Consider the following 24,155-nt stretch of genomic DNA (forward strand, 5'->3'; position numbering starts at 1 on the left):
TCAGGGAATGAGAAGTTTTGACTCTTGTTTATTCACCCAATTCATTATTTCAGAACTAACTTCCTCTGGGTTGTCCCATTGAATCATGTGGCCGGTATCCTTTATTTTGATAATAGTAGCCTCTTTTATATCCTTCTTTAATTGGGATATCCCTTTTTCCCTTGCTTCATGTAATTCTTTTGGCTCTGTTGCATGTATCAATAATAATGGTGACTTAATGTAAGGATATGTAGTCATAAACGGTTCTTTAAAGAATGCCTTGATGATGGGTAAAACAGTAAACTTCGAGGCGATTAGTTCATACTTATCATTCTTCGTGAATATGGAAGCTACTGACTTTTCAATGGCAGCATTCCATCGCTTCGTGAATGTCTTATACTCATCTAGAATTTCTTCCCAACTATCGTATTTGGCATTATCGATATAAGTGTTCCAGCCATCGTAGGCTCTTGAAAAAGTCATTTCTTCTTGAAATTCTGGAAAAGTAAAACCACCATCGAGCAGAATAACTCCCTTAATTTTGTTAGGATAATGTCTAGTATAATGTAACGCCACATCTGCTCCCCATGAATGCCCTAAAATATAAAATGGTTTATCCAATATGGAATCAAAAACCTTTTCATACCATGTGGCCAAATTCGAAAATAAATAATCTCCTTCCTTCTTAAAAGATGTACTTTTCCCATGCCCTGGTTGATCAATTAAAATGAGATGATAATGCTTTGATAATTTTTTACTCAGTTCTGAAAAACTATAATTCGCACTGCCAGCCAGTCCGTGCAGGCAGATAATCGTTGGATTTTTACTATCGCCATCCACAAAATAACTTACCTTTTCTCCGTTCCACTCTAAAATGATATTTTCCATCATGACCTCTCCCATGTCTTTCTATCTAATTAGAATCAATTTTCCCTATTTGTTTATTCCCTAAAGGATAACCCATTCTCCTTTAATGCAACTCTCAGTTTAGGTATAGAAGCAGGTCCCATTCCATGAAATTTCAAAACTTCCTTTTCACTTAAGGTTGATAGCTCCTGCAAAGAGGTGATTCTATTGTTTTCCAATGCTCGTCTTGCTGGTGCTGAGAGTAACGCTAGAAATCCACTTTCGGGTTTTCGCTCTGCCTCGCAAGTCGGACAGGTTGGACAATCACTACTTTTATAAAAATTATGTCCCTTGTCGCAAATCCGTAAATTCTTTTCAGAAGAAGTTGTCATAGTAAATCACTCCTATTCTGGAATTTTCTCTATTTTTATATATTCGCCACTATAGTAATCTTCCCTCTATATCTAATGTGTTTCATAAACAGAATTTGAAAACTCTTGAAAATTATTAGAATTCAAAGGAGAAAACGTCCTGTATGTCGAATTAATAGATAAAGGGGTTGGCCCAATGAATAAAGTTGATTTATTAAAAAATCTTCGCAATGCCAGTCAAAGTAATTTATTTTCAACAGAGATTCCTAAGTCCACTAAAGAAGATGAAAAAAAGATTGAGAAATGGGTTGGAGAATTAGAAAGTGAAGGAAAGATTAAGTTAAGAGAATGTATACAGCGGGAATACTCCGTTTATTTACATGGAATCATCAAATATGCATCCGAGTAATCGGGTGCTTTTTTGCATGAGGGAACTAGAAAAAGAGAATGAGGCGTTCATTCAGTCATGAATCAACGCCTCTTCTATTTATAAATGAGAGTATTTAATAATAAATCGAAATGGTTAACCCTGATTATTCTTCAGCAGCCATTGCCTCTGCCTTCGTTTTATGAACAGTTCCGAATGGATGTTGAGGTGGAGCATAGATTGCATAAAGTTTTAGTGGTGTATTCCCTGTATTGGTTATATTGTGCCATTTTCCTGCAGGGACCATAATGGCAAAATCATCCGCTACTCTTGTTTGAAAAGTTAAATTGTCCTTTGTATCACCCATTTGGACAATTCCTTGGCCCTCTTCAATACGTAGGAATTGATCAATATCAGGATGTATCTCTAATCCGATATCCTCGCCCACATTGATACTCATTAAAGTAACCTGCAGATGATTCCCTGTCCATAAAGCTGTTCGAAATGTACGGTTTTGTTTTGAAGCTTCCTCAATATTCACTACAAATGGTTGTTTACCATAATCTTTTAGTTCTATATTTCTCTCGTTTATAGTTGGCCAGTACGGATAATGATTTGCATAGCCGAAATCATACGGGTAACCCCAATTCAAATCCTGCCTCCCATAGTTATACATTGGCACGTTGACATAATAAGGATTTTGATAGGCATATGGGTAGGTATAAGGTACATTGTACATCTCGCTCATTCCCTCCAAAAATTTATCTAGGTATTCTATTCACTTTGGTTAGGAAATGTACCTATAGATTAGTGTGCATAAAAAAAGACAAGAAATCGTAATTCTTGTCTTTTAAGATCTAACATTATCCGCGTTTTTTTAGTGAAATAACCAGTGCTAACAATCCTGCGATTAAGATTGTTATTAATAAATGATTTATATTTATGACTAACGCTTTTTCTTTCCGGTAAATAATAAAAGTACAATTCCAAATATCACAATTAAGACAATAAATACTGTAATTAACATGGTTGATGAGTTGTTATCATTTTGATCGTCACTATTTTCAACTGTATCTGATGCTGTAATTTGATTTTCACTTTTTTGTTCAATTTGATCTGTCTGATTGTCATCCTCTTGATTTACTTCGCTGTCCTCTGGAGTAACAGGATTTTCCTCTACTGCATTTTGATCATTTTGAACAGCAAAATTGATTTCACCTTTTATGGGATGGCCATCTTCCCCAACAATTGTCCATTGGATGATGTAAGATCCATTCTCTAATGGTTTTGCTATTGTTCCAGTTAGTTGCTTATTTTCAACTTTGACTTCTCCTAATGGAAGTTTAGTTCCGTCTTTAACCAAATCCATCGTGCTTAATTCCTCGATAGAAGTGCCAAACGTTAGAATAATTTGTTCAAGATTCTCTGTTACAACTTGTCCTTCTGATGGATTTGATGAAGTTAAACTTGTGTGTGCACTTACAAAGGAAGGTACAACCAGTAAAGTACAAACCAAGAATAAAATGATTTTTTTCAAGATAAAGCTCCTACCTTTCTGATACATGTTGTAATTAATATATTCGGGCATTAAAAAACTAGTACATGTTTCCTAGCATATCCATATTAACATGCTGTCTAAGTGGTTTTAAGGCTATTCGACAATTTCACAAAAGTTTCACAAATAATGATTGACAAGGTAAAAAAGCGATTGTCCATATAGAACAATCGCACAGGGTGAAAATTACTTATTCTCTTATACTATCTGTTAAATGTTGATTTATTTTTTTTGCTTCAGATACAATTTCCTTCATTAAAGCTTCAACGGTATGATTCTTGGCTAGCCTCGGACTTTGACCAGACCAGAGTGACATGTAGTCTGGGTTGTTTTGGGAAGAAGCGGCCTTACGAATGTGTTGGGTTAGCGTATTTTGAACTGGAAAATCGGGTAAAGATTCTTCATGATTCTTTAATTCTGAAATAAATGGATTGTTCATTCCTCTTGCCCATTTGCCTGAAAACGCTCGGGTTAAAACCATTTGGTCTTCTTTAGCGTGAAGAATGGCTTCTTTATGAACCTGATGAGCTCCACTTTCTTTACAGGTTAAGAAAGCTGTCCCCATTTGAACTCCCATTGCTCCCAAGCAAATGGCGGCCATCAGTCCTCTCCCATCCATAATCCCACCAGCAGCAATGACAGGGATGCTGACATGATCAACAACCTGTGGAATCAAGGACATTAAACCCACTAAACTCCCTTCGTCTTCACCCATAAAGTTCCCTCGGTGTCCACCTGCTTCACTGCCTTGAACACAAACGATATCCATCCCTAACCTTTCAATTTCAACCGCTTCCTCTACAGTGGTAGCTGTTCCCATTAGAATAATGTTATGGTGTTTTAACTTAGCGATTATCTCAATGGAAGGAACACCAAAAGTAAATGAACACACAGGGAGATTTTCTTCTATGACAATTTTGATTTGGTCATTAAATGTTTCAAATAAATGATTGGATGTTGGAATCTCCAAACGATCATTTTGATTTATATGTAATTGCTCACAAATAGGCTGTAAGAGTTGAGATGCTGATTTAATTTCATTTTCAGTATAAGTAAATTCGTTAGGAACAAATAGATTGATGCCAAAGGGGTTTGTTGTGAGCTGTTTTATTTCTTTTATTTGTTCAGAGACTTGATTTGGTGACATGTAGCCTGCACCAATCATTCCAAGGCCACCGGAATTTGAAACCTCCGTCACAAATTTTGAAGTGGTTACTCCTCCTGCCATCGGAGCTTGGATTATTGGAAACTCAATTTTTAAAAGCTCTGTCATTATATTCTTAATCATCCACTACACCTCTTGTAAACTATTATTTTTTGTTAAAACATTCTTCACAAATGAATTTGGCTTCGTTTCTTAAGAAAGCTTTTATTTCGGTAAATCCTTTTCGCTTTGGATAGCGCATTTTTACATAGACCATTTCATCTGCCTTAATTTCTTTATCACAAACGATACATTTGGGCTTATCCCACAACATAGTAAAACACCTCCGATAAAATTTTTATTTTTGAGTGCGGTTTTTCATTAAAACTAAACCTCTCTTAAAGTGCTTCAAATACAAATATATTCTTAGTTTACTATAATGGTAAGCTAATAGTTTTATAAAATGATTTTCTTTTGAGTAAAATGGGAATTCTAAGCAGGAAATTATAGCTTGCTCTTACGGAAAGATTACTGCCTGAAAAAAGTTACAGGCGTGAATTCACATAGGAATTCACGCCTGTTCAACTGATAGTAGACTGATCTTATACTGTAGACTACGCCAATCTATTTATTTTATACTACCTTGAATAGGAGCAGGAGCTTTTTCAAAATGGAATCCTTCGTAACCATTGGCCGCAATTTCAGCACATTTCTGACGGTATGCTCCGACACCACCCAAGTAGATTAAAAATCTACGTGTCTTTCCAGGGATGTTGGCACCTGTGTACCAGGAATCTGCCTTTGAAAACAGCGTTGCATTCGCAACCTCTCCACAATGCTTACTCCAGGCTTCCTCAGCTTCGACATTTGCTTCAATGGTATCCATATTATTTTCACCCATATATTCAATACAATCGGAGATCCATTCCACATGCTGCTCAATCGAAACCGGCATGTTACTCAAAACGGAAGGACTTTCAGGTCCGGTAATCATGAAGAAATTTGGGAATCCGGCATTCGCTACACCTAGATAAGTTCTAGTATTTTCTCCCCCATTCCATTTCTCCTTCAATGATACTCCATCTTTACCGCGGATATCCATTTTTAACAACGGACCTGTCATGCCGTCGAATCCGGTAGCAAAAACAAGGACATCAACCTCAAATTTGCCTTCAGTCGTCCGCAGCCCTTTTTCCGTAATTTCTACAATTGGATTCTTTTTAACATCTACTAATGAAACATTGTCTCGATTATAGGTTTCATAGTAATCGGTATCGATGATTGGCCGCTTTGTTCCATAGTAATACGTAGGCATCAGCTTGTCCGCAACATCCGGCTTTTTAACAATCTCTTGAATTTTAGAACGGATGAATTCGGAAGCCGTTTTGTTGGCCTCTTCATTGACAGTAATATCGTAGTACGAGGTGAAAATTCCTTGACCACCAATTCGCCATGCTTCCTCATATTTCTCCAGACGTTCTTCAGGTGTTACCTCGAGCGCTGATTTCGTTGGGATGTCACCAGGCGCGCCGCCTGTAGATTCACGCATTTGTCGCTTAATTTCTTGGAAATTTTCTTTTGCTTGGCGAATATACTCAGGATCATAAGGATGGTTCCGCGCTGGAGCACTATACTGTGGTGTTCGTTGGAAAACAGTTAAATGGGCAGCTTCTTTCGCAATGGCAGGAATTGCCTGAACGCCGCTTGAACCTGTTCCGATGATTCCCACTGTTTTGCCAGTGAAATCAACTTTTGTATGTGGCCAATGCCCGGTGTGATAATATTCACCTTTGAAGTTCTCTAAGCCATTAAATTTAGGAAGATTGGAAGCAGAAAGACAACCTACTCCAGTAATAAAGTACTTCGCAGAAACAGAGCTGCCATCATTTAAAGTAATCTGCCATATCTTGTTCTCTTCGTCATATTGGGCTGAATTGACCCGAGTGTTGAACTGAATATCTGGTCTCAACTCAAACTTATCAGCGACAAAGTTTAGATATTTTAAGATTTCAGGCTGCTCTGGATAACGAGAAGACCAAGTCCACTCGCGATAAAGCTCTTCAGAAAAAGTATAATTATAGTAGATACTCTCGGAGTCACAGCGTGCTCCGGGATACCGGTTCCAATACCAGGTACCGCCAACACCTTCTGCTGCCTCATAAACACGAGTCGATAAACCTAATTCACGTAAACGATAAAGCATATACATTCCTGAAAAGCCTGCACCAATTACTACCGCATCAAAATTAGTCTCTTTTGTAGATGTCAAAAGCATTCCCTCCCAAATTAAGGTTCAGATTTTTCTTCTATGAAAATTAGACTCTACTTACCTCTTGGTCAACTTTACTTAAAAATGTCGCAAATTTATCGATAGCGCCTTTGATATCATCAGGGAAAACTGCCATATTTGTGAAAAATCCATGGATTAATCCTTCTTCACGTGAAGTTTCAACATGTACTCCAGCCTCTTTAAGCCGCGCTGCATAGGCCTCACCTTCATCTCGTAGTACATCAAACTCTGCTGTAAGTACATAAGCAGGCGGCAGATTGCGTAAGTCCTCTTCAAGAATCGGTGCAACTAGGACATTTTTTGCATCCTCTTCATTACGGATATAATAATTGCCAAACCAAATCATTAGGTCTCTATCTAAACCGAATCCTTCTTTGAAAGCCTCATAGGATTGAGAATCATAGCTTAATGCTGTTACTGGATAAATAAGCACCTGGCCAGCAATTGCAGGTCCGTTTTCGCTTCTTGATCTCAATGTCATAGCAGCAGCAAGATTTCCTCCCGCACTATCCCCGCCTACAACAACATTGGAAGCGTTTCCATTTAAAGCCGCTGCATTTTCACTTACCCATTGCAAAGCTGCATACGAATCCTCAACAGGAACTGGGAATTTATGCTCCGGTGCAAGGCGGTAATCTACTGATACCACAATTCTCTCCGTTTTGTTCGCTAGCATTCTGCAGCTAGCATCGGATGTAGCTATATCACCAATTACCCAACCGCCTCCATGATAGTAGACAAAGATTGGGAATGGGCCTTGCCCTTCCGGAGTATAGATTCGTACATTTATTTCTCCACCATTAACTGCTACTAGGCGGTCTTCAATTTTCGCAATCGGTGCTAGCTCTACCTCTACTGGGGGTGCCATTGCAAACATATCTCTAACTGTTTGCGGTTCTAATGAAGCTATTGGTGGCATTTGCTTAAACGCTTCTAAATACATGAGGGACTGCGGTTTTAAATCTGCCATTGTCATCTTCCTTTCCTTGTAAAAAGATTTTAATCCTTTTTAGGGATTAGCACCTATTAGCACTATCTATATGTTACAATTTTTTGTATAATTTGAATATTCCTAATTTTGTAGGTGTCCAATCCCCCAAAAGGAGATGATAGTTTGCCATCTCAGCATACCTTGATGGAAAAGATTGTACAGCTAGAAGAAACAGCAAGTCATGAAGAAAAACTGTATAAGATTCTTGAAGTCTACCTGTCTCTCTACCCTGCACGAAATGCTTATCTATTTCGCTATTCTCCATTAGGTTATCTTGGGGAAGGAGTTTTAATGGTAAATTCAACCGGCATCGTCTATATTAACGAGATTCGGGATAATGTTCGGACATTGCCTATCATCTATTCTGCGATTTTAGAGAGGAAAGCTAAGTATTGTTCTGGAATTGAATTTTTAAAGCAAACAAGCAGTAAGTATATTCTTACCTCGAATATTAACTCTATGGCTGTCGTCCCAATTTGTTTCAGCTCAGTTGTCATTGGCTACATATGTACGACGGAATTTTCTAAGGATACTTTCCTAGACGAACAAGCCCTCTCCTCACTCACTGACTATGGAAGATTGGTTGGAAAGTATATGGAGCAGTCCGAGGATTTAAAAGAATCACCTAATCTAAGCAAACGAGAATTAGAGGTGATGAGGAAGATTTCGTGGGGAGAAAGCATGAAGGAAATGGCTGCCACAATGGAAATTAGTGAACTAACCGTAAAGCAATATGTAAAATCTGCAATCAAAAAGCTTGGTGCTCAAAACCGTTCACATGCAGTCGGTGTACTTTTAAGAAAAGGGATTATTTCTTAACTAAAAATGTAAACGTTTACGAAATATAACTTTTACAAATAAACCTCTACGCTAACACAATTCCATCCGTGTCCGTAGAGGTTTACTTGTATTTACGCATTAGTCTTGAAAGCTAGATTAATCATAAAGAAATGCGCCCCTACAATCGTAGGAACGCACGCTTGGTCATTATTACTTTTTCACCATTTTGATGTATTCTTTCACTACTTCATATACATACTCTTGATTGGCAGATGCTGTACCTGGATCATACGTACCGCCATTGGTTTTATTATTTGATAGAATTCTAATACCTAAGAAAGGAATATCATAGGCATCAGCAATTTGTGCGACGGATGCACCTTCCATTTCTTCTACAGAGGTACCATAAATCTCATGAATCCATTTAATTCGGTCTACTTCGCTATTCCAAAAGTCTGCTGAACCAATTGTACCCTCGACCACTTTACCCTTCGTGTAGGTGTCTTTTACAGCATTTGCTGCTGCAAGTAAATCCTTGTCCCCCTCGTAGTGGCGGACTTTATTTGCACTCTCATCTGATCCGCTTCCTTCTGAAGCCATTAAGTCCATCGGAATCCATGTAGTTGGATCAGTTCCTTGGTTTTCATCCATATTTGTTGTTTTTAATGAACCGATATTTGTCGTTCTTTTTCCAAGTACGATATCAAATACATTTAGACTTGGATCATGACCGCCTGAAGTACCTTGGTTGATAATGGCGATTGGGTTAAATTTTTCAATGGTCAATGCAGTAACAGCAGCAGCATTCTCCATTCCCTTCCCTGTTTTCGTAACGATAACAGGATAATCGTTTAACGTTCCTTTGTAAAAAACAAACGTTCCTGATTTTTCTATTTTCACATTTTTTAATTTATCTGCAAAATATTCAGCTTCAATGGGCATTGGTCCTTGAATGACGATTGGTCTTTCCTCACTCTTTGCTTTTGTTACCTTTAAATCTTGATCTTTCGAATTACAACCTGCCACCAATAACATAGTAGAAATAGCTGCTACTGAAGCAATTTTCTTAAACATTTTGTTTTTCATAAATTTGTTCTCCCCTTTTTCTTGTTGTTTGTACACTCGTGGTTGGCTCAAATGAAAAAAGTCTAGAATAGCAGGATATTCCCAGCCTTCTAGACCTACCAAAGTCAAAGTATAAATAATGAAGCAAAAAATGCTCTATCATTTGATGGAAGGTCTAAAGATTTCTTGACCCACTCATACTTTAACTCGTAGTCTAGTTCATTTAATGGGAACCAGGTAGAAACACTCAGACCGTATTACTGAGTATATACGAGTAACGTTTTTATGATTATTACTTTGTTAATATAACAAACTTATAATAGTAAATCAACAAAAGGTGAATATTTATTTTAAAATTTACATTATTGTTCGTGTTTTACGAAAAAGATAATATATAAATGGTAATATTACTCAATTTTTTACAAAAAAAAGCAATCTTCCGTTTGGAAGGATTGCAACAAAATCTCTATATTATTGTTTATTTACGATCGATTAGTTTTTAACGGTAGTCCCCTATTTCATTTTCACAGGTGTAACCACTGCAAATAAATTTTCAGATGGATCGGTTACGTTGATTTCAATAACCTTGTATCCATTTCCTCCAACATTGCTCTCGATTTTAGTAGATTGCTTAATTGTATCGTTATTCATATGTTTTTTCTTCCTTCCAATTAAAAAATTCTCACAGAAGCTAATATATGTTGAAAGTTCAAAAATGTGCATAAAATTTTTATTAATCTATAGAAAAAATTTAAGAATGGCGGATAATGCCGTTTTTTCAGTTCTTCAAAAATTGATTTATGTTTCTTTTTTCCTATATTTCGTTATAATATAAATATGGGTATGAACATAAAATAAAAAGACCGACATGGTGCAACATGTCAGGTCCTGCAATAGACGGTCCCCTTAAAAGGGTTGACTTGTTAATGAGATTAAATAATCCACCTGAGGAAAGCAAAACTCAAGGGTGGATTATTTTTTTTGACTAAACGTTAATACGGCTACGATTAAACTAGCAAACCCAATCATTATCATAAACGTTTCGAAAATCGTCAAACAGCAACACCCTCTTTCCGGTGGGAGCTTGCCAACATCCCTAGAGACAACCTTTTCTATTGCCCTTTAAGTATAGCATAAACACTATAAAATGAGAACATACATTCGTTATTTCCTTTTATAATAAATCCTCTAAAGCTGAACGGAGTGTTGGGAACTTGAAATCAAACCCATTCTCTTGTAACACTTTGGGGATTACATGCTGCCCTTCCAGAACAAGGGCACTTTTTTGCCCAAGCACCATTTTCATACCAAACGATGGTACAGGAAGCCAATGTGGACGATGTAAAACTGTACCAATCATTTTTCCAAATTCATTCATTCTGAGTGGAGATGGAGCTGTTACATTAATAGGGCCACTTAATTGGTTACTCGTAATAGCAAAGAGAATGGCGCGAACGACATCTGTAACATGTACCCACGAAACCCATTGTTTACCTGTTCCCACTTTACCACCAACAAATAAACGATACGGCATCGCCATGAGTGGCAGTGCACCTTCCTCCTTACCAAGCACCACACCAAATCTCATCATTACCACACGAATGGAATGTTTTTCTACTTGCAGTGCTTTGTTCTCCCAATCCTGAACGGTTCTACCTAAAAAATCTGTTGCTGTTTCAACCGAATTTTCAGTATAAATTGCATTTTGAGAGGCTGGATAAATCCCAATCGCACTGGCATTCACCAGGACAGAAGGCTTTGTAGGAAGTAATGAAATGATTCTAAGTAACTCATCTGTTGCAGTCATTCGACTTTCATAGATTTGTTTCTGATGGCTTTTGCTCCATCTTCCGTCGTTAATGGACACCCCAGCCAAGTTTACAAACGCATCTGCACTTCCTATTGCTTTTTCAGGTGAAACGCCTTCATCAAGCCACCTTACAAATTCAACTTTTTCGGAAGCTTTCTTTTCCTTCCTCGTTAAAATTACCACACTATGCCCGTTATTGAGCAGCAATTGTGTTAACGTCTGACCAATGAACCCAGAACCTCCAGCAATAACAATTTTCATTTTTTCCCTCCCAAAGAACTCTCTATTATTTAGAAAATTATACCATTACTACTATAGATTTTTCTGGTATTTCAAAAATAATCGCTTAAATAAACTATCATTTATAGTTATTTATACTTCTGGAAATAAACACCAACAGTCTCGTGAAACATTTCACAAAATATTCACAGACTACATCCAAAATTGGTGGTACTATACCCTTTGTAAACAATATAGCGATGTTGCAAATGTATTTAATTATCTTTTCTTAATACAGGTATTCTATTAAATAATTACTCTGTAAAAAATAGGAGGATACGCAAATGTTTGAAACGTATATGGTGCACAAATATTTTAAAGGTACCTTTATTGGTAAAACCTACTACCAAGGTGCTACGAAGAAATCATTGGAAAATTTCTTGGCTAGAGGATATCGAGATGGTGAGTTACGCTCTTGGAAGACCGTTCATTTTGATGAGGCTCGAGTGTATAAGGTTATTGATGGTAAAGAAGAATATGTAGAGACAGTTACAAAATTTAAAAGCCTAGCTATGGCGTAAATATAAAAGACATCTATTGTATATAAAAACGCTTGGATATTCCAAGCGTTTTTATAATTTCTATTTTTAGATAATTACCTAAAGGAACGTAAGCGCTTTTTCCGATTACGTAAGAACGCTGGAATATCACTAGAGTCGTCTAACTCTTCTGAGTGCTGCCCATAATGGTGCTCCTCTTCGACATAAATTGGTTCAGGTTGACGATGTTCATAGTGTTGCTCACTTTGATGATATTCATAGTGTTGTTCTCTTTGTCCATAATGCTGTTCTCTTTGATCATAATGTTGTTCTCTTTGATATGGAATACCCTTTTCTTCCTCTGGTGCCTGAGCAGGTTTATGTAAAACGGCATCCTCTTTCTCCGTGAATCCAGTCGCTATAACAGTTACAATAATTTCATCTGTTAAGTTTTCGTTTATCACGGAACCAAAAATCATATTTAATTCCTCGTTGGAAGCAGATGCCACGATTTCAGCTGCCTCCTGGACTTCAAAGAGACTTAAATTGTTGCCGCCAGTAATGTTCATAATGACACCATGAGCCCCATTGATAGATGTCTCCAATAATGGACTGTTTAGGGCTTTCTCTGCTGCTTCGGCCGCACGATTGCTGCCATTCGCAATCCCAATCCCCATTAAGGCCGTTCCTTTATGGGACATGACGGTTTTTACGTCTGCAAAATCCAGGTTGATTAAACCAGGAACTGCAATTAAATCGGAAATCCCTTGTACACCCTGACGCAGGACATTGTCCGCTTCACGAAAGGCATCAATCATCGGTGTTTTTTTATCGACAATTTCCAATAACCGATCGTTGGGAATGATAATGAGGGTGTCCACAGCTTCCCTCATGGCGTTAATTCCACTTTCAGCGTTCTTTGCGCGCTTGAAGCCTTCGAACTTGAATGGACGTGTCACCACCCCGATTGTCAGTGCGCCCATCTTTCGTGCAATTCTTGCTATGGCCGGTGCTGCCCCAGTTCCGGTACCGCCGCCCATTCCGGCTGTAACGAAAACCATGTCTGCTCCCGCTAAAACTTCTTCAATTTGATTTTTGCTTTCCTCGACCGCTTTTCTTCCTATTTCCGGATTTGCCCCTGCCCCTAAACCTCTGGTCAAAGAGGACCCGATTTGCATCTTAATAGCTGCATTCGATTGTCTAATGGCTTGTGAATCTGTGTTGACAGCAATAAATTCAACTCCCCCAACTCCATCTTCAATCATGCGGTTGACAGCGTTATTGCCTCCTCCGCCAACACCGACAACTTTAATATTGGCTAAATGGTCCATACTTGTGTCAAATTCTAACATGCTCTCTTTCCTCCCTGTTTTCAAAATACTACTAACCTTCTTTTAATATTGGTTTAGTAGATTAGGAGGTTAGATACCCGTACCCCCAAATAATTAGTAGAAAAATGATATAGTGTTTAGTCTACGGAACATTAAATTTATTGTCTAGTTAAGTGTTACCTATTATTTAAGGCTGAAATATGGGAAAAAGCACACTCCTCAACATGGATAAAAGGAGTCATTTTTTCCCTTTTCGGGGGAATATGGTCCTGTTTATATTCAGATTATTTCTAGTATTAAGGAAAGTTTACAGTCTAATTACATTTAGATGACCATCCCTTCGTTCGACAAATTTTTAAGATTGCCTTGATATAATGACATTGTCTTTGTGGAAATAGGAAAATGAAGAGAAGGAGGAAGTATGGCGGAATTACTACTTGTTATCGGTACATATCTCTCAGTTACTCTTTGTGTAGGATGGTTGATTACGATTGGATTTGATTTATTTATTAAATAGGCTCTGTTGTTATTCACTGTTGATTTTCGTATAGGCTTAAGAATAGATAAGCGGAGATTTTCCGGCTAATGTATCTAGAGGAAGATTACGAAGCAGATATAAGCGGAGAAATTCCGGTTAATTGCTTAAAATAAGACAAAATCCAAGGATTTGGGTACAATAAGCGGTAAAACTCCGTTTATTTTCCAAGTACAGTGAAATCAATATTCAATTTTAACAGAGCCATTAAATAAAAGGAAAACTCATTTGCTTCAAAGTGCAAATGAGTTTTTTCCATAATCCTTTAATTATTTTGCTCCAGTGCCTCATATACAGCCATCATATCGCGTTTATTTAACTCGCGGATACGATTGAAAATGGGAATGTCACGAACTACATTGGTCAGTAAGTTTTCAGCAACAACATCTCTTACATTACCCGACCTTCACCTGGAATCCTCACAATTCTCTATATTTAGTGTATTCATAATATCATAAATACTACGAGCGAGGAAAAACTTAACAATAACCCCAACTGTCCACCTGGGGTGGACAGTGTCCACGAGCGGTGACAGGCACCCATATTGAAAAGCCAAAAGGCACCTGAATGTTTCAGGTGCCTTTTGGCTTTTTATATTTTCTTTTTTAATATTAAACTGCTTGTTTCATAGTTTGTGCTGGATTTATAGTCATGTTTTGAAGCTGAGATTCTAACTGAGCTAGATCAGATTCGTCTCTCTCCTTAAGTTTATCAAAAATAACCACGGTAATATAATAGGAACCTATGAAATAACCGATACACATCAACCAAGTAAGAAACATTTTATTTCCCCCTTTGTTAGTAACTTACGTTTATTTTAAAGGATACCTATACCCCTCTGTTGTGATATAAATCACGAAAAATAAAATTAAAAGATATTTTTTATATGTTTTATTAAGAAATGTTGACAGTCTAATTACAAATTGTTTACTATCTGCTCGTTCGACAATTTATAAAAAATTGCTTGGTATAATGGTTATATCTTGCAAAGAAGACTTTACATAAATAGTTCTAATAGCGGAGGTGTATTGATATGTCAGAAATACATTCACCAAGGCACGTACAAGAATTGCTTGGAATCGATAGCCATACATTACGAAAGTACGCCACTCTATTAGAAGGAAACGGATATCAGATTCACCGCAATCATAGAGGCCACAGAGGATATTTTGATAAGGATGTTACCACGCTTCGGAAGTTGATTGAATTCATCGGGCAAGAGGGTATGTCGTTGGAACTTTCAGCGAAAGCGGTCATGTCCTGGAATTCTGAAGAAAATGAAAGTGTCAGCAGTGCAGAAGAAGAATCGGTTCAAACTAACCTCCCAGACAAAGAAATACAACAGAATCATAATTTTGATGAATTAATGGAACGAATCGAACATTTGGAGCAAATAAACATGGATTTAATCAAGCATCTGAAGGAGAAAGCCGTACGAGAAGCTTATCTCGAGGAAAAGATCAATCAAATTGTAAAGTATGTAGAACGTTCCGAGCAATTGTTAGTGGAAAACAGCAAGATGATGTTGGAGGAAACGCGACAGCAAATTGCAGCCGCCCAGCAAAAGAAATGGTGGAAATGGTGGAAATGAGAAAAGCAGTGGGTTGGATATACATGGTTTACAGAATTATTATCACAGATTAGGCTTTGGATTGATGTTATGGACCTTTTCTGGGCGTAATAAAAAAAGCCTAATTTCTCAAGAAATTGGGCTTTTTAATATTGGTATTTCCTCAATGTTGTAAAATCGAGTTTTGCTGGTGGTGCCACTTCATAAATTCCTTATTGCTCTTTGCATTCTTTTGACCTTATGTTGTTCGAAATTCCACTTTGATAAAAAGTTTTTTGTGGAAGTATAGCCTGATTTATAGAGAAAATCAATTTCAGAATTATTCAATTCAAAATCAGTTGTGTTGATGTTCCCAGACGAAATTTTAATGGTACGTTCATTTGTTTCTTCGTTCAAATGTCGTAAATCATGGGCTTGAAGCATCGTTTTAAATATATTTTTGAAAAGGTGAAGTGGCGTTGGTATAACGGCATCTATGTTAACTTTATCTTTCACTATACGAAAGCCCAACGTAGGAAACCGAGGGTTGTCCGTATCGAATATCCATATTGGGAAGTTACTAAGTAAGCCACCATCTAAAATATAGGATTTTTTACGGTCTTTTGATTTCCAAATAACTGGACGGAAGAAAAATGGTATAGAAGCGCTCATCATAACGGCAGTTGAAACTTTTAAATCTGAAGGCGTCATCCTATATCGATCTAAATCATCTGGCAAAATAAGCATTTGGCCATTCGATACATCTGAAGCAATAATCTTTAACTTTCCATCTGGAAGATCAGCAAATGTCTTAATTCCTTTTTCTGAAAGAAGTGAATCCATCCATGTTTCCAAATAATCATTTTTATAGATTCCAAGATTAAACATTAGTTCAAGTAAGCTTCCAAAAATGGGAATTCGATTCAAGATAGTCTTGCCACGAAGTTTTGAAAAATCAAGTTCTTTAAGATGGTTTCTAATTTCATAGCTTTTATAGCCGCTTGCCAAAAGAGCAGCGATTACGGCTCCTGCTGATGTTCCAGCTATTCTTTGCCATTCTACCTTTTCCTCTTCCATCGCTTGAATCGCTCCAACAAATGCAATTCCCCTAGCTCCACCACCTTCAAAAACAGCATCTGCCTTCAACTATTTTCCACCTCGCGTTAAGTGTCATTAATTAGTAAACTTTTGGGATTGTTCATAGATATAATAAATCTTAACACTAACCTAAAAAGGTAAAAATAATAATTAATTATTTGTTATTTGCCCACTAATAAGAGTATTATTTTGAAATTTCCCTTTACTCTCCATATTACAAATAATTGATAAAACTTTAAAGCAATAAAAACAATTTATAATAGGTATATAATAATACAAATCTGGGTACCTACTTAATTATTGATTCCTTGGGGATTAATCCCTAGGCAAGCAAATTAAAGGAGAGCAATTTTAAGATCGCCCTCCTTTAAACGTGTAAAGCTATTAACAAAACAAGCCTCCCAATAACCAAGGACGATTTCGAAAGGGACCAATCGGAATTTGAATTAAGCTGGTTTTTCCTTGTCCGTGCATCTCGTAAAGTTTATCACACAGGTTCGAGTCGTAGCCGAGGAGTGGGTGCCCTCCCAATCCGATGGCTCCTGCCGATAAGAGTAATCGTTGCACGAGCATACCTGCCTCCATTTGTTGGATGCGGTATCCTCTGTATCCAAGTGTCGTTTTATTGTAATCCTTAACTCCTGTGACATGTATGCACAGTGGTACTTGGAGCAAATTTACATTATTTAACGACATACCAGATTGCAGCAGGATTCGATGATCTCCTGGATGAACCTGATGTAAGGCATGAGCAGTACTGTCATAGTGGTACGCACCATTAGGAATTCCTTCAACATTATACAAACAGACACTAAGTGAGACACGTGGTTCAAGTCTCTGGTGCGAAGCAACCAAATCATTTCGATACAAAAAGGATTCTGTTGCCTCATGCAACAGATTTGCCAAATCAAATTGACTTACCTTTCCCATAATGAAATCCATATCTGGAGAAAATCGCTTTCGACAAACGGACCCCAAATCATACGATAACCTTTCCGCATGTGGCAAAGCTATCGCTTGACCCTCACAATTACCATTATCCTGTTCCTCTATCACTGAAAACATAGTTGGAGAATCCAGCATGGACGCTTTATTTACCTTTGATAACATCGGATACTCTTTAACCCGCTTTGACCGAACGTAATGGTTTGGTTGAATCTGTGTTAATTCTCGGCACAACTCAACTGCAGAAACAATCCTGTCTCTTTCGTTCCCGTTTGCTGACCATATGGTAGGTTCAACCGATAGGGGGATGACCGAATAGACACTCTCCTCCTCTTCAGATAAACCAAGCAAATGATTCATGGCGCGATCTATAAATTGAAAGTATACCCCCGTTTCGAAGCCAAACACTTTCGATACTTCCAACAGCTGTCCCATCAACACACCTGCATCCAATCCCTGCAGTCGGTAGGCAAAGTTATTGTATTTATAAAAGTTTTTCCAAAACATGGTCGATACAAAAACCGTCCCAAAACATGCTGAAATGTCACATCGATTCCCGAGAGCCCTGGCAATATAGGAATCAAAATTTCCTTCCCGCAGCAATACTAAGCGATGGTGGGCCACATCGTAATGATATACCCCATTTGGCAAATCCTCGATTTTCAAATATACGTATAATTCGTTTGGATATAGTGCTCCACCCGAGGGAGCAAATCTTCTGTACGATTGCATGACGTCTGATTGGTCTGTAGCATCCAAACGAAAGACAGATTGGCTAAATTGAGTAAGGCCATAAACATACCATAGAAAATGCCCGATTTTACGCAGGTCAGGCATGAAGGGCTGATTCAGTTCTTCAAGTGTCAGTGGTACTTCTAGGGATAATGGGACCACAGGTAATCCGCGGTATAGCTTATAAGGAAGTGGTTTATCCTCCCAATCCACCTCCCAATTAGCTATGCTTGCCTTCTCAATATCAAAATGTAAATGGTGCAAAAACTCATCTAGACTCATACTCTATCCCCCTAGTGATGCGCTTATGGAAACGGATGAGGATGTGGATTGAGCTGTTCGGCTGTCAGCGGTTCATTTGAGTATCCAAGTTCCATAGGTACCCTGAACACCCTCTCCAGCCCTGTTACCCGGGTAAGGTGATGTCCGAATGTCATCGGCAGCATCCCCGGAATTAGTACTTTTACACAATACAGTCCGTTTCGAGCTGTTTCCGGTGTCGTCTGGTCAACCACAATGACATCGAGATTTAATCTACGAAACACTTGAACGATATCCTGAAGATCATCAGTAAGATCTAAATGTGCTGACTTCAACTTGAATTCCTCGTTAAAGGATCGCAATGGACGACGATCGTCCAACAAAAACTGCAGGCGCTCTTCTGCTTGCGGCAAACCGTACAGCATTCCATGATCATCCATTTGTTGCACCAAGGTAGAATCATCCAACATTAGAACATACTCCTCCTGGTTCGTCTCTAATTTCTCATCCAACGACAGCATCATACCAGCTAACTCGTGAACCGCCGTTTTCACTGCCCGTACTGGGTCCAAATGAGATCCAGCCGCACAAATTAGATTCATCCCTTTTTCCTTTCTGTTTTTCGCAATAGCCAAAATACTTGGAATTCCATGCTCCATCGTAGAGTTATACAAATATAGATCATAATCCGCGACGGCACGCATTCGTTCAATCATTAACTGAAGCTCTTGGTCTTCAATTGAGGCTGGATCCAGACGCGGGAGGGACATCTGTGCATACCAAGTCATCAGGAACGAATCACGTTCCACCACTTCCAAAATTCCGTAGAAAATGGCCTCTTCTAGACTTCCGCCTAACGCACAGCCATTGGAAGTTTCATAGACAAATCCACGTGATTCGCATCCCAAACTATAATAAGCAAGCAGCTCTGGAACCAGAATCGGTCGTTCTTGCAAAAACGAATATCCCCATACCCAATCAATCGGGCGATCTGGATCAAATTCTGTAAATGGAAAACCAGGTCTCTCATACTGTTCTTTTGCGTGCACACCAACCTCGATTGGATTGAGTGCCACATTTTTCAAATGAGTATAACTGTCATGAACCACTGTCCTTTTTCCACGGGGCTCAAGTCCACAGTACCGTTCCAACCCTTCTAAAATGGCCGTTAACTCACTAACCGCAAATGAGTTAGTACGGCCAGCTGTTCGTTCGTCCCCCTCGAATAAAGGCAAATTGACACTTACATCAGCAAATGTGTGTACGAGGTTAACCATTTTATCATTCAAAAGGCCTGTGCGTTGATCAAGATAGTCAATAGCTAGAACCTCATTCAGGCTATCTAACGAACGGCTGCGATAAATGTCGCTGGAAACCTTCGGACTTTGTTGCAGAGAAATTCGAGCCATCTCTGGTGTATCGTCAGGTAATGAACTGCAAATCTGGCACAAGGGGACGGGCAGAAACCTGTGCCAAGAGCTCTTCAATGTTTTCAGATTGAGAAAACTTACCTTTCCTTCAGATTGGGCCTGATTACCACTGATAATTCTTTGGACCTCCGCTAGTAATAGGTGCGCCAAGTGAAAAAGACTCGTACGTGTGGCCCATGGTTCCTGCTGCATTCCTCCTGTTATCTCCAACCTCTTTTGTATTTCCCACATCTCTTTCCGGTCGTGTCCTGTCATAAGACGCCTCATATCCGTACATTGTGAACACCCTTGCGTACCCGGGCGAACAAGCGGGCCTATTACACCCTCTCCAAAAGAAACAAAACCTCTCAGCCAGGGAGTATGGGTTCGATGAAAAATCTCTTCTGCTTTTTGATGAACAGAGGGATTCCATGCATCATGTAACACTAATGCCAAATCAATACTTCCGGGTACGATTGCCCCGAATTCGGTTTGGCGAAATACTAAGTATTGAGATGAAAGTTCCTTACACATGTGGTCTGCCAGCAGTCCTTCTCCTATAACCAACATGACAGCACTCACGTTAATCCCTCCTCTTGAACCAATACCCCAACTATCCCTGCCAATCCCTCTTTCAAAAATGGTTCTAGTTCTAGTTCATATACAAACAATTGTTTCCCGTTCCGTTCCAAGATTTCTATAGCATTCAGAAAGTTCTCGGATTGTATTCTCTCTTCACAGGAAGGAATTTCAATGCTTAGCGACATATTTTCATCTAGAATCATGGATGAAACCTCTAAGGTTCGTGCCATAACGAATTCCTCTTCATTTTGCACATTGAAAATTGCCTGTTGCAGCGTATTTCGTAATGCCAGTGTGATATTCAAATCGACACTGCCATACCATCCGTCATTGGTACCAACCCACACAGACGGGAATCCAGACACTTCCTCGCCAATCCCTATAGTCGGTGCTCCCCGTAACGTCGTCAGTGCCTGCAAATAATACTGGCAGCGTTTATCTTCTACCTTACTTAACTGCACCGGGATGACGGAATACTCCTCTTCAAGGCTTTGTTTGATCAACTCCTCGTCTAAGAATCTTTGTAATCCCCGGCAAACACCTTCCGAAAATGTTTCACCTGCTCCCACCTCCACTTCTGGAGGTAAATCTAAATATTCGGCTAGTTGTGATACATAGTTTTCAATTCCGGACAAACCCGCTTCCCTTCTTGCCTCTTCATGTGTCAGACCTATACAGACAATATCATCCAACAGGTCAGCTGGCCTCTCTGCCAATGGGTTGACTGCCTGAACCCGGCACTGAGCCAACGGAAGCTGCTTTAAGTCACCCTCCTCCCAAATGTGAAAAATTCCGGATACCTTAGATGTCAAATGGTTAAAGGAAAGGAGTAATTTACCGGGATCTCCTCTTTCGCTTCCTTGTGCTAGTCGCATATCTATATCTTCAACCAATCTAGAAGTTGTTTGTCTGCTAACCAGCGGATGGGGCATAAAAGAATGCCAGTTTCCTTCTAACGTTTCCAAATCTAGAAGAAAGAATTGATTCTTCGGTTCCTTTTCAGTCACACCGGTAACGTCTTTAAACAACTCAAATACGATGACATTCGCCAGCATGGCTAAGGGTGTCGAAGTAGGAGCATTAAATTTCTGCTCTCTTAAGAGAGCCCCTTGGTGAATACGGCGCCAAGCAGACTCCCAGTCGGCCTCTGAGTCTGAATGTACTAACGGACCCGCTATACCCGCCTGCTCTAAACAGATAGCAGGGAGAAACACTTTCTTCTCTTCCTTGCAAACCCTATGTAGAAGTCGGAGTTCCTCTACATCATCCTGTTCTGACACATATAAAATATAATCGAACGGTTTCACTATTTCCTCCCAAGTACTTTCCACCTGCTTGTTTAGTGTGACCTCCTCTATCTCCACATCAGGGTCTGTTTTACGGGCATGTGCCACGAGTTCCATCAACCGCTGTCTATTGGTCTGAACACTGTCAGTAATAAACGTTTGGAACTTGGGCAATCCGGAATCCAGTAACGACGCAACCAACGAAACAAAAAAAGGACCAGAGCCTATTGCTAACACTTTCGCTTGACGATAGTGCTGAAAACGGAACCCACCTGAATCAAGCAAATTATCGACAAATTCAATTTGAGAGGCATACTTTTTTAGAACCTGTTCCTTCAATTGATGCGGACTGTCTTGGCTCACATCTCGAACAAACCCATTTTGATATAGTGCTTCTGCAATTTCAAACACTCTATCTCGGTATGCCACCGGCAAACCATTAGTCAAATACTCCAAGGTGTACTCGCCATTAAACATGGGGATCAGCTTCTCAACCCATTGATCGATCATACTGCCTTCCATACGGAACGAGCTTACATTGTTCCGAAAAAACACACCACTGTTTGGATCAGGGAGAAAAAACGTGTCCCTTTTCACTTTCAGACGCATAGAAGGGTTCATATTCGTCATTGCGCTCCTCCTTAGCCTAAGCTATTTCTCATTTTTATCATCTCTATCATCATATGTATCTCTATTTGTCCCTTATGTTAAAGGTTGCAGAGAAAAGCCCCTACAACCATTGTAGGGGCCCTTTTCCTCTGCATATGCAATCGGGATTTTCGTTATAGATTGAAAACGACTAACTGCCTTACCGGTGGCCTCCGCCGCAACGATGGCCCCCGCCACCGCAACGATGACCGCCTCCGCAATTGTGTCCTCCACAACGATGCCCGCCGCAACGATGGCCTCCGCAATTATGACAGTTAAAGCAGTTGAAACAATTAAAACAGCTAAAACAGCTAAAGCAACTAAAACAACTCCCAATACCGCCAATACCGCCAATACCGCCAATACCGCCAATACCGCCAATACCGCCAATACCGCCAATACCACCAATACCACCAATACCACCAAATCGAGTAGGATCAGTATAGTACATGCTTGGGTCATACGGAACAGCCTGGGTCGCTTGGAAATCTCCTAGATTTAATCCCTGGAGTTCATTATGGAAATCATTCATTTTCATTACCTCCTTATTTATTTAAAAAAGGGCAGCAGCAACTTGAAATGGGAACAGAACAAACTTGAAAGTAGATAAATACCCTGCTTTATAAAAACCTTCCCCAACAAAATATGTACAATGGGTGGGTATTGCTACTAATACAAAAGCCTAATTATTAAGGTTTCGTTGAAAAATCCTTTCTGTCATAAAAGGAATAAATCTTTTTCTAAAAAAAACCCCTTATGTGTAAACAGTTCTAACTGTTTACACATAAGGGGTTATAAATTAGTTGACATAATAATGTTATTTACACCTATTCATTTCTAATCATTTATCGTTTTTTGACAATGGAACGAAAAAACAATTTTCCGTCCCTCAGCTCACTATATACCTCACCATTCTTTTCAAGGTAAATGATTCGAGTAATGGTGGCCAAAAAGGGTGCGAAAAATTTGGTATCACTTAGTGGACCGTATATTTCCTGACAAACCTGCCAGGATGTTTTTTCTTCGTTCTCAAGAATTTGTACTATTTGTTGCAAGCGATGTTTGTGTCCCGTGATCATGTCGTCTATTCGATCATTCATGTTGGTAATGAGTTCCCCATGACCTGGAAGCGCTAGTTTGGCAGGATAAGCCTTTAATTTTTCCAAAGAGGCAAAATTATCTTTTATTGGATTCATGTCGTATTCTGACCAAAGAGCAATGATTGGAGAAAGTCCCGCTAAAATATGGTCCCCAGTGACCATCACGTGTTGATTATGATTATAAAAACAGAAATGATCCGAAGAATGCCCTGGTGTCCAAATGGTTTCATACTTTTCGTTTCCCAGTTTGATTGTTTGCTGGTTTTCAAAAAGTCCATCTGGTTCAAATTCATAGGCAGCATCTTCTGAATTTCCCATATTCCGAGGAATTTCAGGACCATCGTGTGTCTTTAATAGGTTAAGAATCCAATTTCCGTTATCATGGTTTCGTTTCCTCTGAATTTCTTTATATCCTAAACTTGAAATATAGACAGGAACCTGATGCTGTTGCTGAAACCATCTAGCTAGTCCAATATGATCTGGATGAGCATGGGTTAACACTAATTTTTCGATTTTAATTCCCGTAGCTAGAGTTTTCTCCCAAATATCAATAGATTCCTTTGCTTCACTACCAGTGTCAACAATCGTAAAGCCGTTATCTCCTTGAAACAAGAAGCTGTTCATTTCATACATTCCAAACGGATACCGAACGACAAGTTGATAAATGTCCTCCGATATTTTCGTTAGCGTTGGGAACTGATCCATGGTTAAGTACCCCCTCTA

24 protein-coding genes and 1 riboswitch are annotated in these 24,155 nt (G+C 39.0%); of the genes, 4 read left to right on the top strand and 20 right to left on the bottom strand.

What is annotated here, in order from left to right; genetic code table 11:
• Complete coding sequence (locus tag M3189_RS08710) at positions 1–867, bottom strand: alpha/beta fold hydrolase (RefSeq protein ID WP_251633461.1); 867 nt, start codon at positions 865–867, stop codon at positions 1–3.
• 53 nt (positions 868–920) lie between these two features.
• The gene (locus tag M3189_RS08715) at positions 921–1,217 is read right to left on the bottom strand and encodes an RNA polymerase alpha subunit C-terminal domain-containing protein (RefSeq protein ID WP_251633462.1); all 297 of its coding nucleotides are present in this window, start codon (positions 1,215–1,217) and stop codon (positions 921–923) included.
• Positions 1,218–1,392: 175 nt separating this feature from the next.
• Here M3189_RS08715 and M3189_RS08720 point away from each other — a divergent pair, with 175 nt between their 5' ends.
• A complete protein-coding gene (locus tag M3189_RS08720; protein WP_251633463.1) occupies positions 1,393–1,605 on the top strand; it encodes a hypothetical protein in 213 nt (70 codons plus the stop codon).
• Positions 1,606–1,729: 124 nt separating this feature from the next.
• Here M3189_RS08720 and M3189_RS08725 read toward each other — a convergent pair whose 3' ends face one another.
• The 6 genes from M3189_RS08725 to M3189_RS08750 all read right to left on the bottom strand — a co-directional run bounded on the left by M3189_RS08725 (position 1,730) and on the right by M3189_RS08750 (position 7,522).
• Positions 1,730–2,311, bottom strand: coding sequence for a cupin domain-containing protein (locus M3189_RS08725; RefSeq protein WP_435368068.1), 582 nt, complete (start codon positions 2,309–2,311; stop codon positions 1,730–1,732).
• 198 nt (positions 2,312–2,509) lie between these two features.
• Positions 2,510–3,100, bottom strand: a complete 591-nt coding sequence (locus M3189_RS08730) for a copper resistance protein CopC (protein WP_251633464.1) — start codon at positions 3,098–3,100, stop codon at positions 2,510–2,512.
• Between the two features lie 208 nt (positions 3,101–3,308).
• A complete protein-coding gene (locus M3189_RS08735) occupies positions 3,309–4,406 on the bottom strand; it encodes an NAD(P)H-dependent flavin oxidoreductase (RefSeq protein WP_251633465.1) in 1,098 nt (365 codons plus the stop codon).
• Between the two features lie 22 nt (positions 4,407–4,428).
• Entirely contained in the window at positions 4,429–4,596 is a 168-nt protein-coding gene (locus M3189_RS08740; RefSeq protein ID WP_251633466.1) for a Fe3+ hydroxamate ABC transporter substrate-binding protein, read from the bottom strand.
• A 294-nt stretch (positions 4,597–4,890) separates the two neighbouring features.
• Entirely contained in the window at positions 4,891–6,531 is a 1,641-nt protein-coding gene (locus tag M3189_RS08745; RefSeq protein ID WP_285889486.1) for a flavin-containing monooxygenase, read from the bottom strand.
• 46 nt (positions 6,532–6,577) lie between these two features.
• Positions 6,578–7,522, bottom strand: a complete 945-nt coding sequence (locus tag M3189_RS08750) for an alpha/beta hydrolase (protein ID WP_251633467.1) — start codon at positions 7,520–7,522, stop codon at positions 6,578–6,580.
• 165 nt (positions 7,523–7,687) lie between these two features.
• Between M3189_RS08750 and M3189_RS08755 the strand changes: the two genes are divergently transcribed.
• On the top strand, positions 7,688–8,362 hold the full coding sequence (locus tag M3189_RS08755; protein WP_251633468.1) for a LuxR C-terminal-related transcriptional regulator: 675 nt from the start codon (positions 7,688–7,690) through the stop codon (positions 8,360–8,362).
• 171 nt (positions 8,363–8,533) lie between these two features.
• Here the strand turns inward: M3189_RS08755 and M3189_RS08760 are convergent, their stop codons facing one another.
• From M3189_RS08760 to M3189_RS08770, 4 genes are all read right to left on the bottom strand, one after another.
• Positions 8,534–9,409, bottom strand: a complete 876-nt coding sequence (locus tag M3189_RS08760) for a 5'-methylthioadenosine/S-adenosylhomocysteine nucleosidase (RefSeq protein ID WP_251633469.1) — start codon at positions 9,407–9,409, stop codon at positions 8,534–8,536.
• Between the two features lie 169 nt (positions 9,410–9,578).
• A riboswitch (purine riboswitch) is annotated at positions 9,579–9,682 on the bottom strand.
• A 219-nt stretch (positions 9,683–9,901) separates the two neighbouring features.
• The gene (locus M3189_RS08765; protein WP_251633470.1) at positions 9,902–10,039 is read right to left on the bottom strand and encodes a hypothetical protein; all 138 of its coding nucleotides are present in this window, start codon (positions 10,037–10,039) and stop codon (positions 9,902–9,904) included.
• A gap of 321 nt (positions 10,040–10,360) precedes the next feature.
• On the bottom strand, positions 10,361–10,444 hold the full coding sequence (locus tag M3189_RS27120; protein ID WP_353057410.1) for a putative holin-like toxin: 84 nt from the start codon (positions 10,442–10,444) through the stop codon (positions 10,361–10,363).
• A 118-nt stretch (positions 10,445–10,562) separates the two neighbouring features.
• Complete coding sequence (locus M3189_RS08770; protein ID WP_251633471.1) at positions 10,563–11,459, bottom strand: TIGR01777 family oxidoreductase; 897 nt, start codon at positions 11,457–11,459, stop codon at positions 10,563–10,565.
• Positions 11,460–11,761: 302 nt separating this feature from the next.
• Between M3189_RS08770 and M3189_RS08775 the strand changes: the two genes are divergently transcribed.
• Entirely contained in the window at positions 11,762–11,998 is a 237-nt protein-coding gene (locus M3189_RS08775; RefSeq protein WP_251633472.1) for a hypothetical protein, read from the top strand.
• Between the two features lie 74 nt (positions 11,999–12,072).
• Here M3189_RS08775 and ftsZ read toward each other — a convergent pair whose 3' ends face one another.
• Both ftsZ and M3189_RS08785 read right to left on the bottom strand, forming a co-directional pair.
• Positions 12,073–13,308, bottom strand: a complete 1,236-nt coding sequence (gene ftsZ / locus M3189_RS08780; protein WP_251633473.1) for a cell division protein FtsZ — start codon at positions 13,306–13,308, stop codon at positions 12,073–12,075.
• Positions 13,309–14,433: 1,125 nt separating this feature from the next.
• On the bottom strand, positions 14,434–14,604 hold the full coding sequence (locus tag M3189_RS08785; protein WP_251633474.1) for a hypothetical protein: 171 nt from the start codon (positions 14,602–14,604) through the stop codon (positions 14,434–14,436).
• Positions 14,605–14,855: 251 nt separating this feature from the next.
• Here M3189_RS08785 and M3189_RS08790 point away from each other — a divergent pair, with 251 nt between their 5' ends.
• Positions 14,856–15,413, top strand: coding sequence for a MerR family transcriptional regulator (locus M3189_RS08790; protein WP_251633475.1), 558 nt, complete (start codon positions 14,856–14,858; stop codon positions 15,411–15,413).
• Between the two features lie 180 nt (positions 15,414–15,593).
• Here the strand turns inward: M3189_RS08790 and M3189_RS08795 are convergent, their stop codons facing one another.
• From M3189_RS08795 to M3189_RS08820, 6 genes are all read right to left on the bottom strand, one after another.
• Positions 15,594–16,517, bottom strand: coding sequence for a patatin-like phospholipase family protein (locus M3189_RS08795; RefSeq protein WP_251633476.1), 924 nt, complete (start codon positions 16,515–16,517; stop codon positions 15,594–15,596).
• 336 nt (positions 16,518–16,853) lie between these two features.
• Positions 16,854–18,428: a SagB family peptide dehydrogenase gene (locus M3189_RS08800; RefSeq protein WP_251633477.1), complete on the bottom strand. Its 1,575-nt coding sequence runs from the start codon at positions 18,426–18,428 to the stop codon at positions 16,854–16,856.
• 23 nt (positions 18,429–18,451) lie between these two features.
• Positions 18,452–20,398 carry a TOMM precursor leader peptide-binding protein gene (locus tag M3189_RS08805; protein WP_251633478.1) on the bottom strand — a complete coding sequence of 649 codons (1,947 nt, stop codon included), beginning with the start codon at positions 20,396–20,398 and terminating at the stop codon, positions 18,452–18,454.
• Positions 20,395–22,314: a putative thiazole-containing bacteriocin maturation protein gene (locus tag M3189_RS08810; RefSeq protein ID WP_251633479.1), complete on the bottom strand. Its 1,920-nt coding sequence runs from the start codon at positions 22,312–22,314 to the stop codon at positions 20,395–20,397. Before M3189_RS08810 ends, M3189_RS08805 begins: the two co-directional genes overlap by 4 nt.
• Before the next feature lie 178 nt (positions 22,315–22,492).
• Positions 22,493–22,864, bottom strand: a complete 372-nt coding sequence (locus M3189_RS08815) for a heterocycloanthracin/sonorensin family bacteriocin (protein ID WP_251633480.1) — start codon at positions 22,862–22,864, stop codon at positions 22,493–22,495.
• Between the two features lie 313 nt (positions 22,865–23,177).
• On the bottom strand, positions 23,178–24,137 hold the full coding sequence (locus tag M3189_RS08820) for an MBL fold metallo-hydrolase (RefSeq protein ID WP_251633481.1): 960 nt from the start codon (positions 24,135–24,137) through the stop codon (positions 23,178–23,180).
• Between the last annotated feature and the right edge of the window lie 18 nt (positions 24,138–24,155).

It is taken from the genome of Neobacillus niacini (genome assembly GCF_023715415.1).
Classification (GTDB): domain Bacteria; phylum Bacillota; class Bacilli; order Bacillales; family Cytobacillaceae; genus Neobacillus; species Neobacillus niacini_C.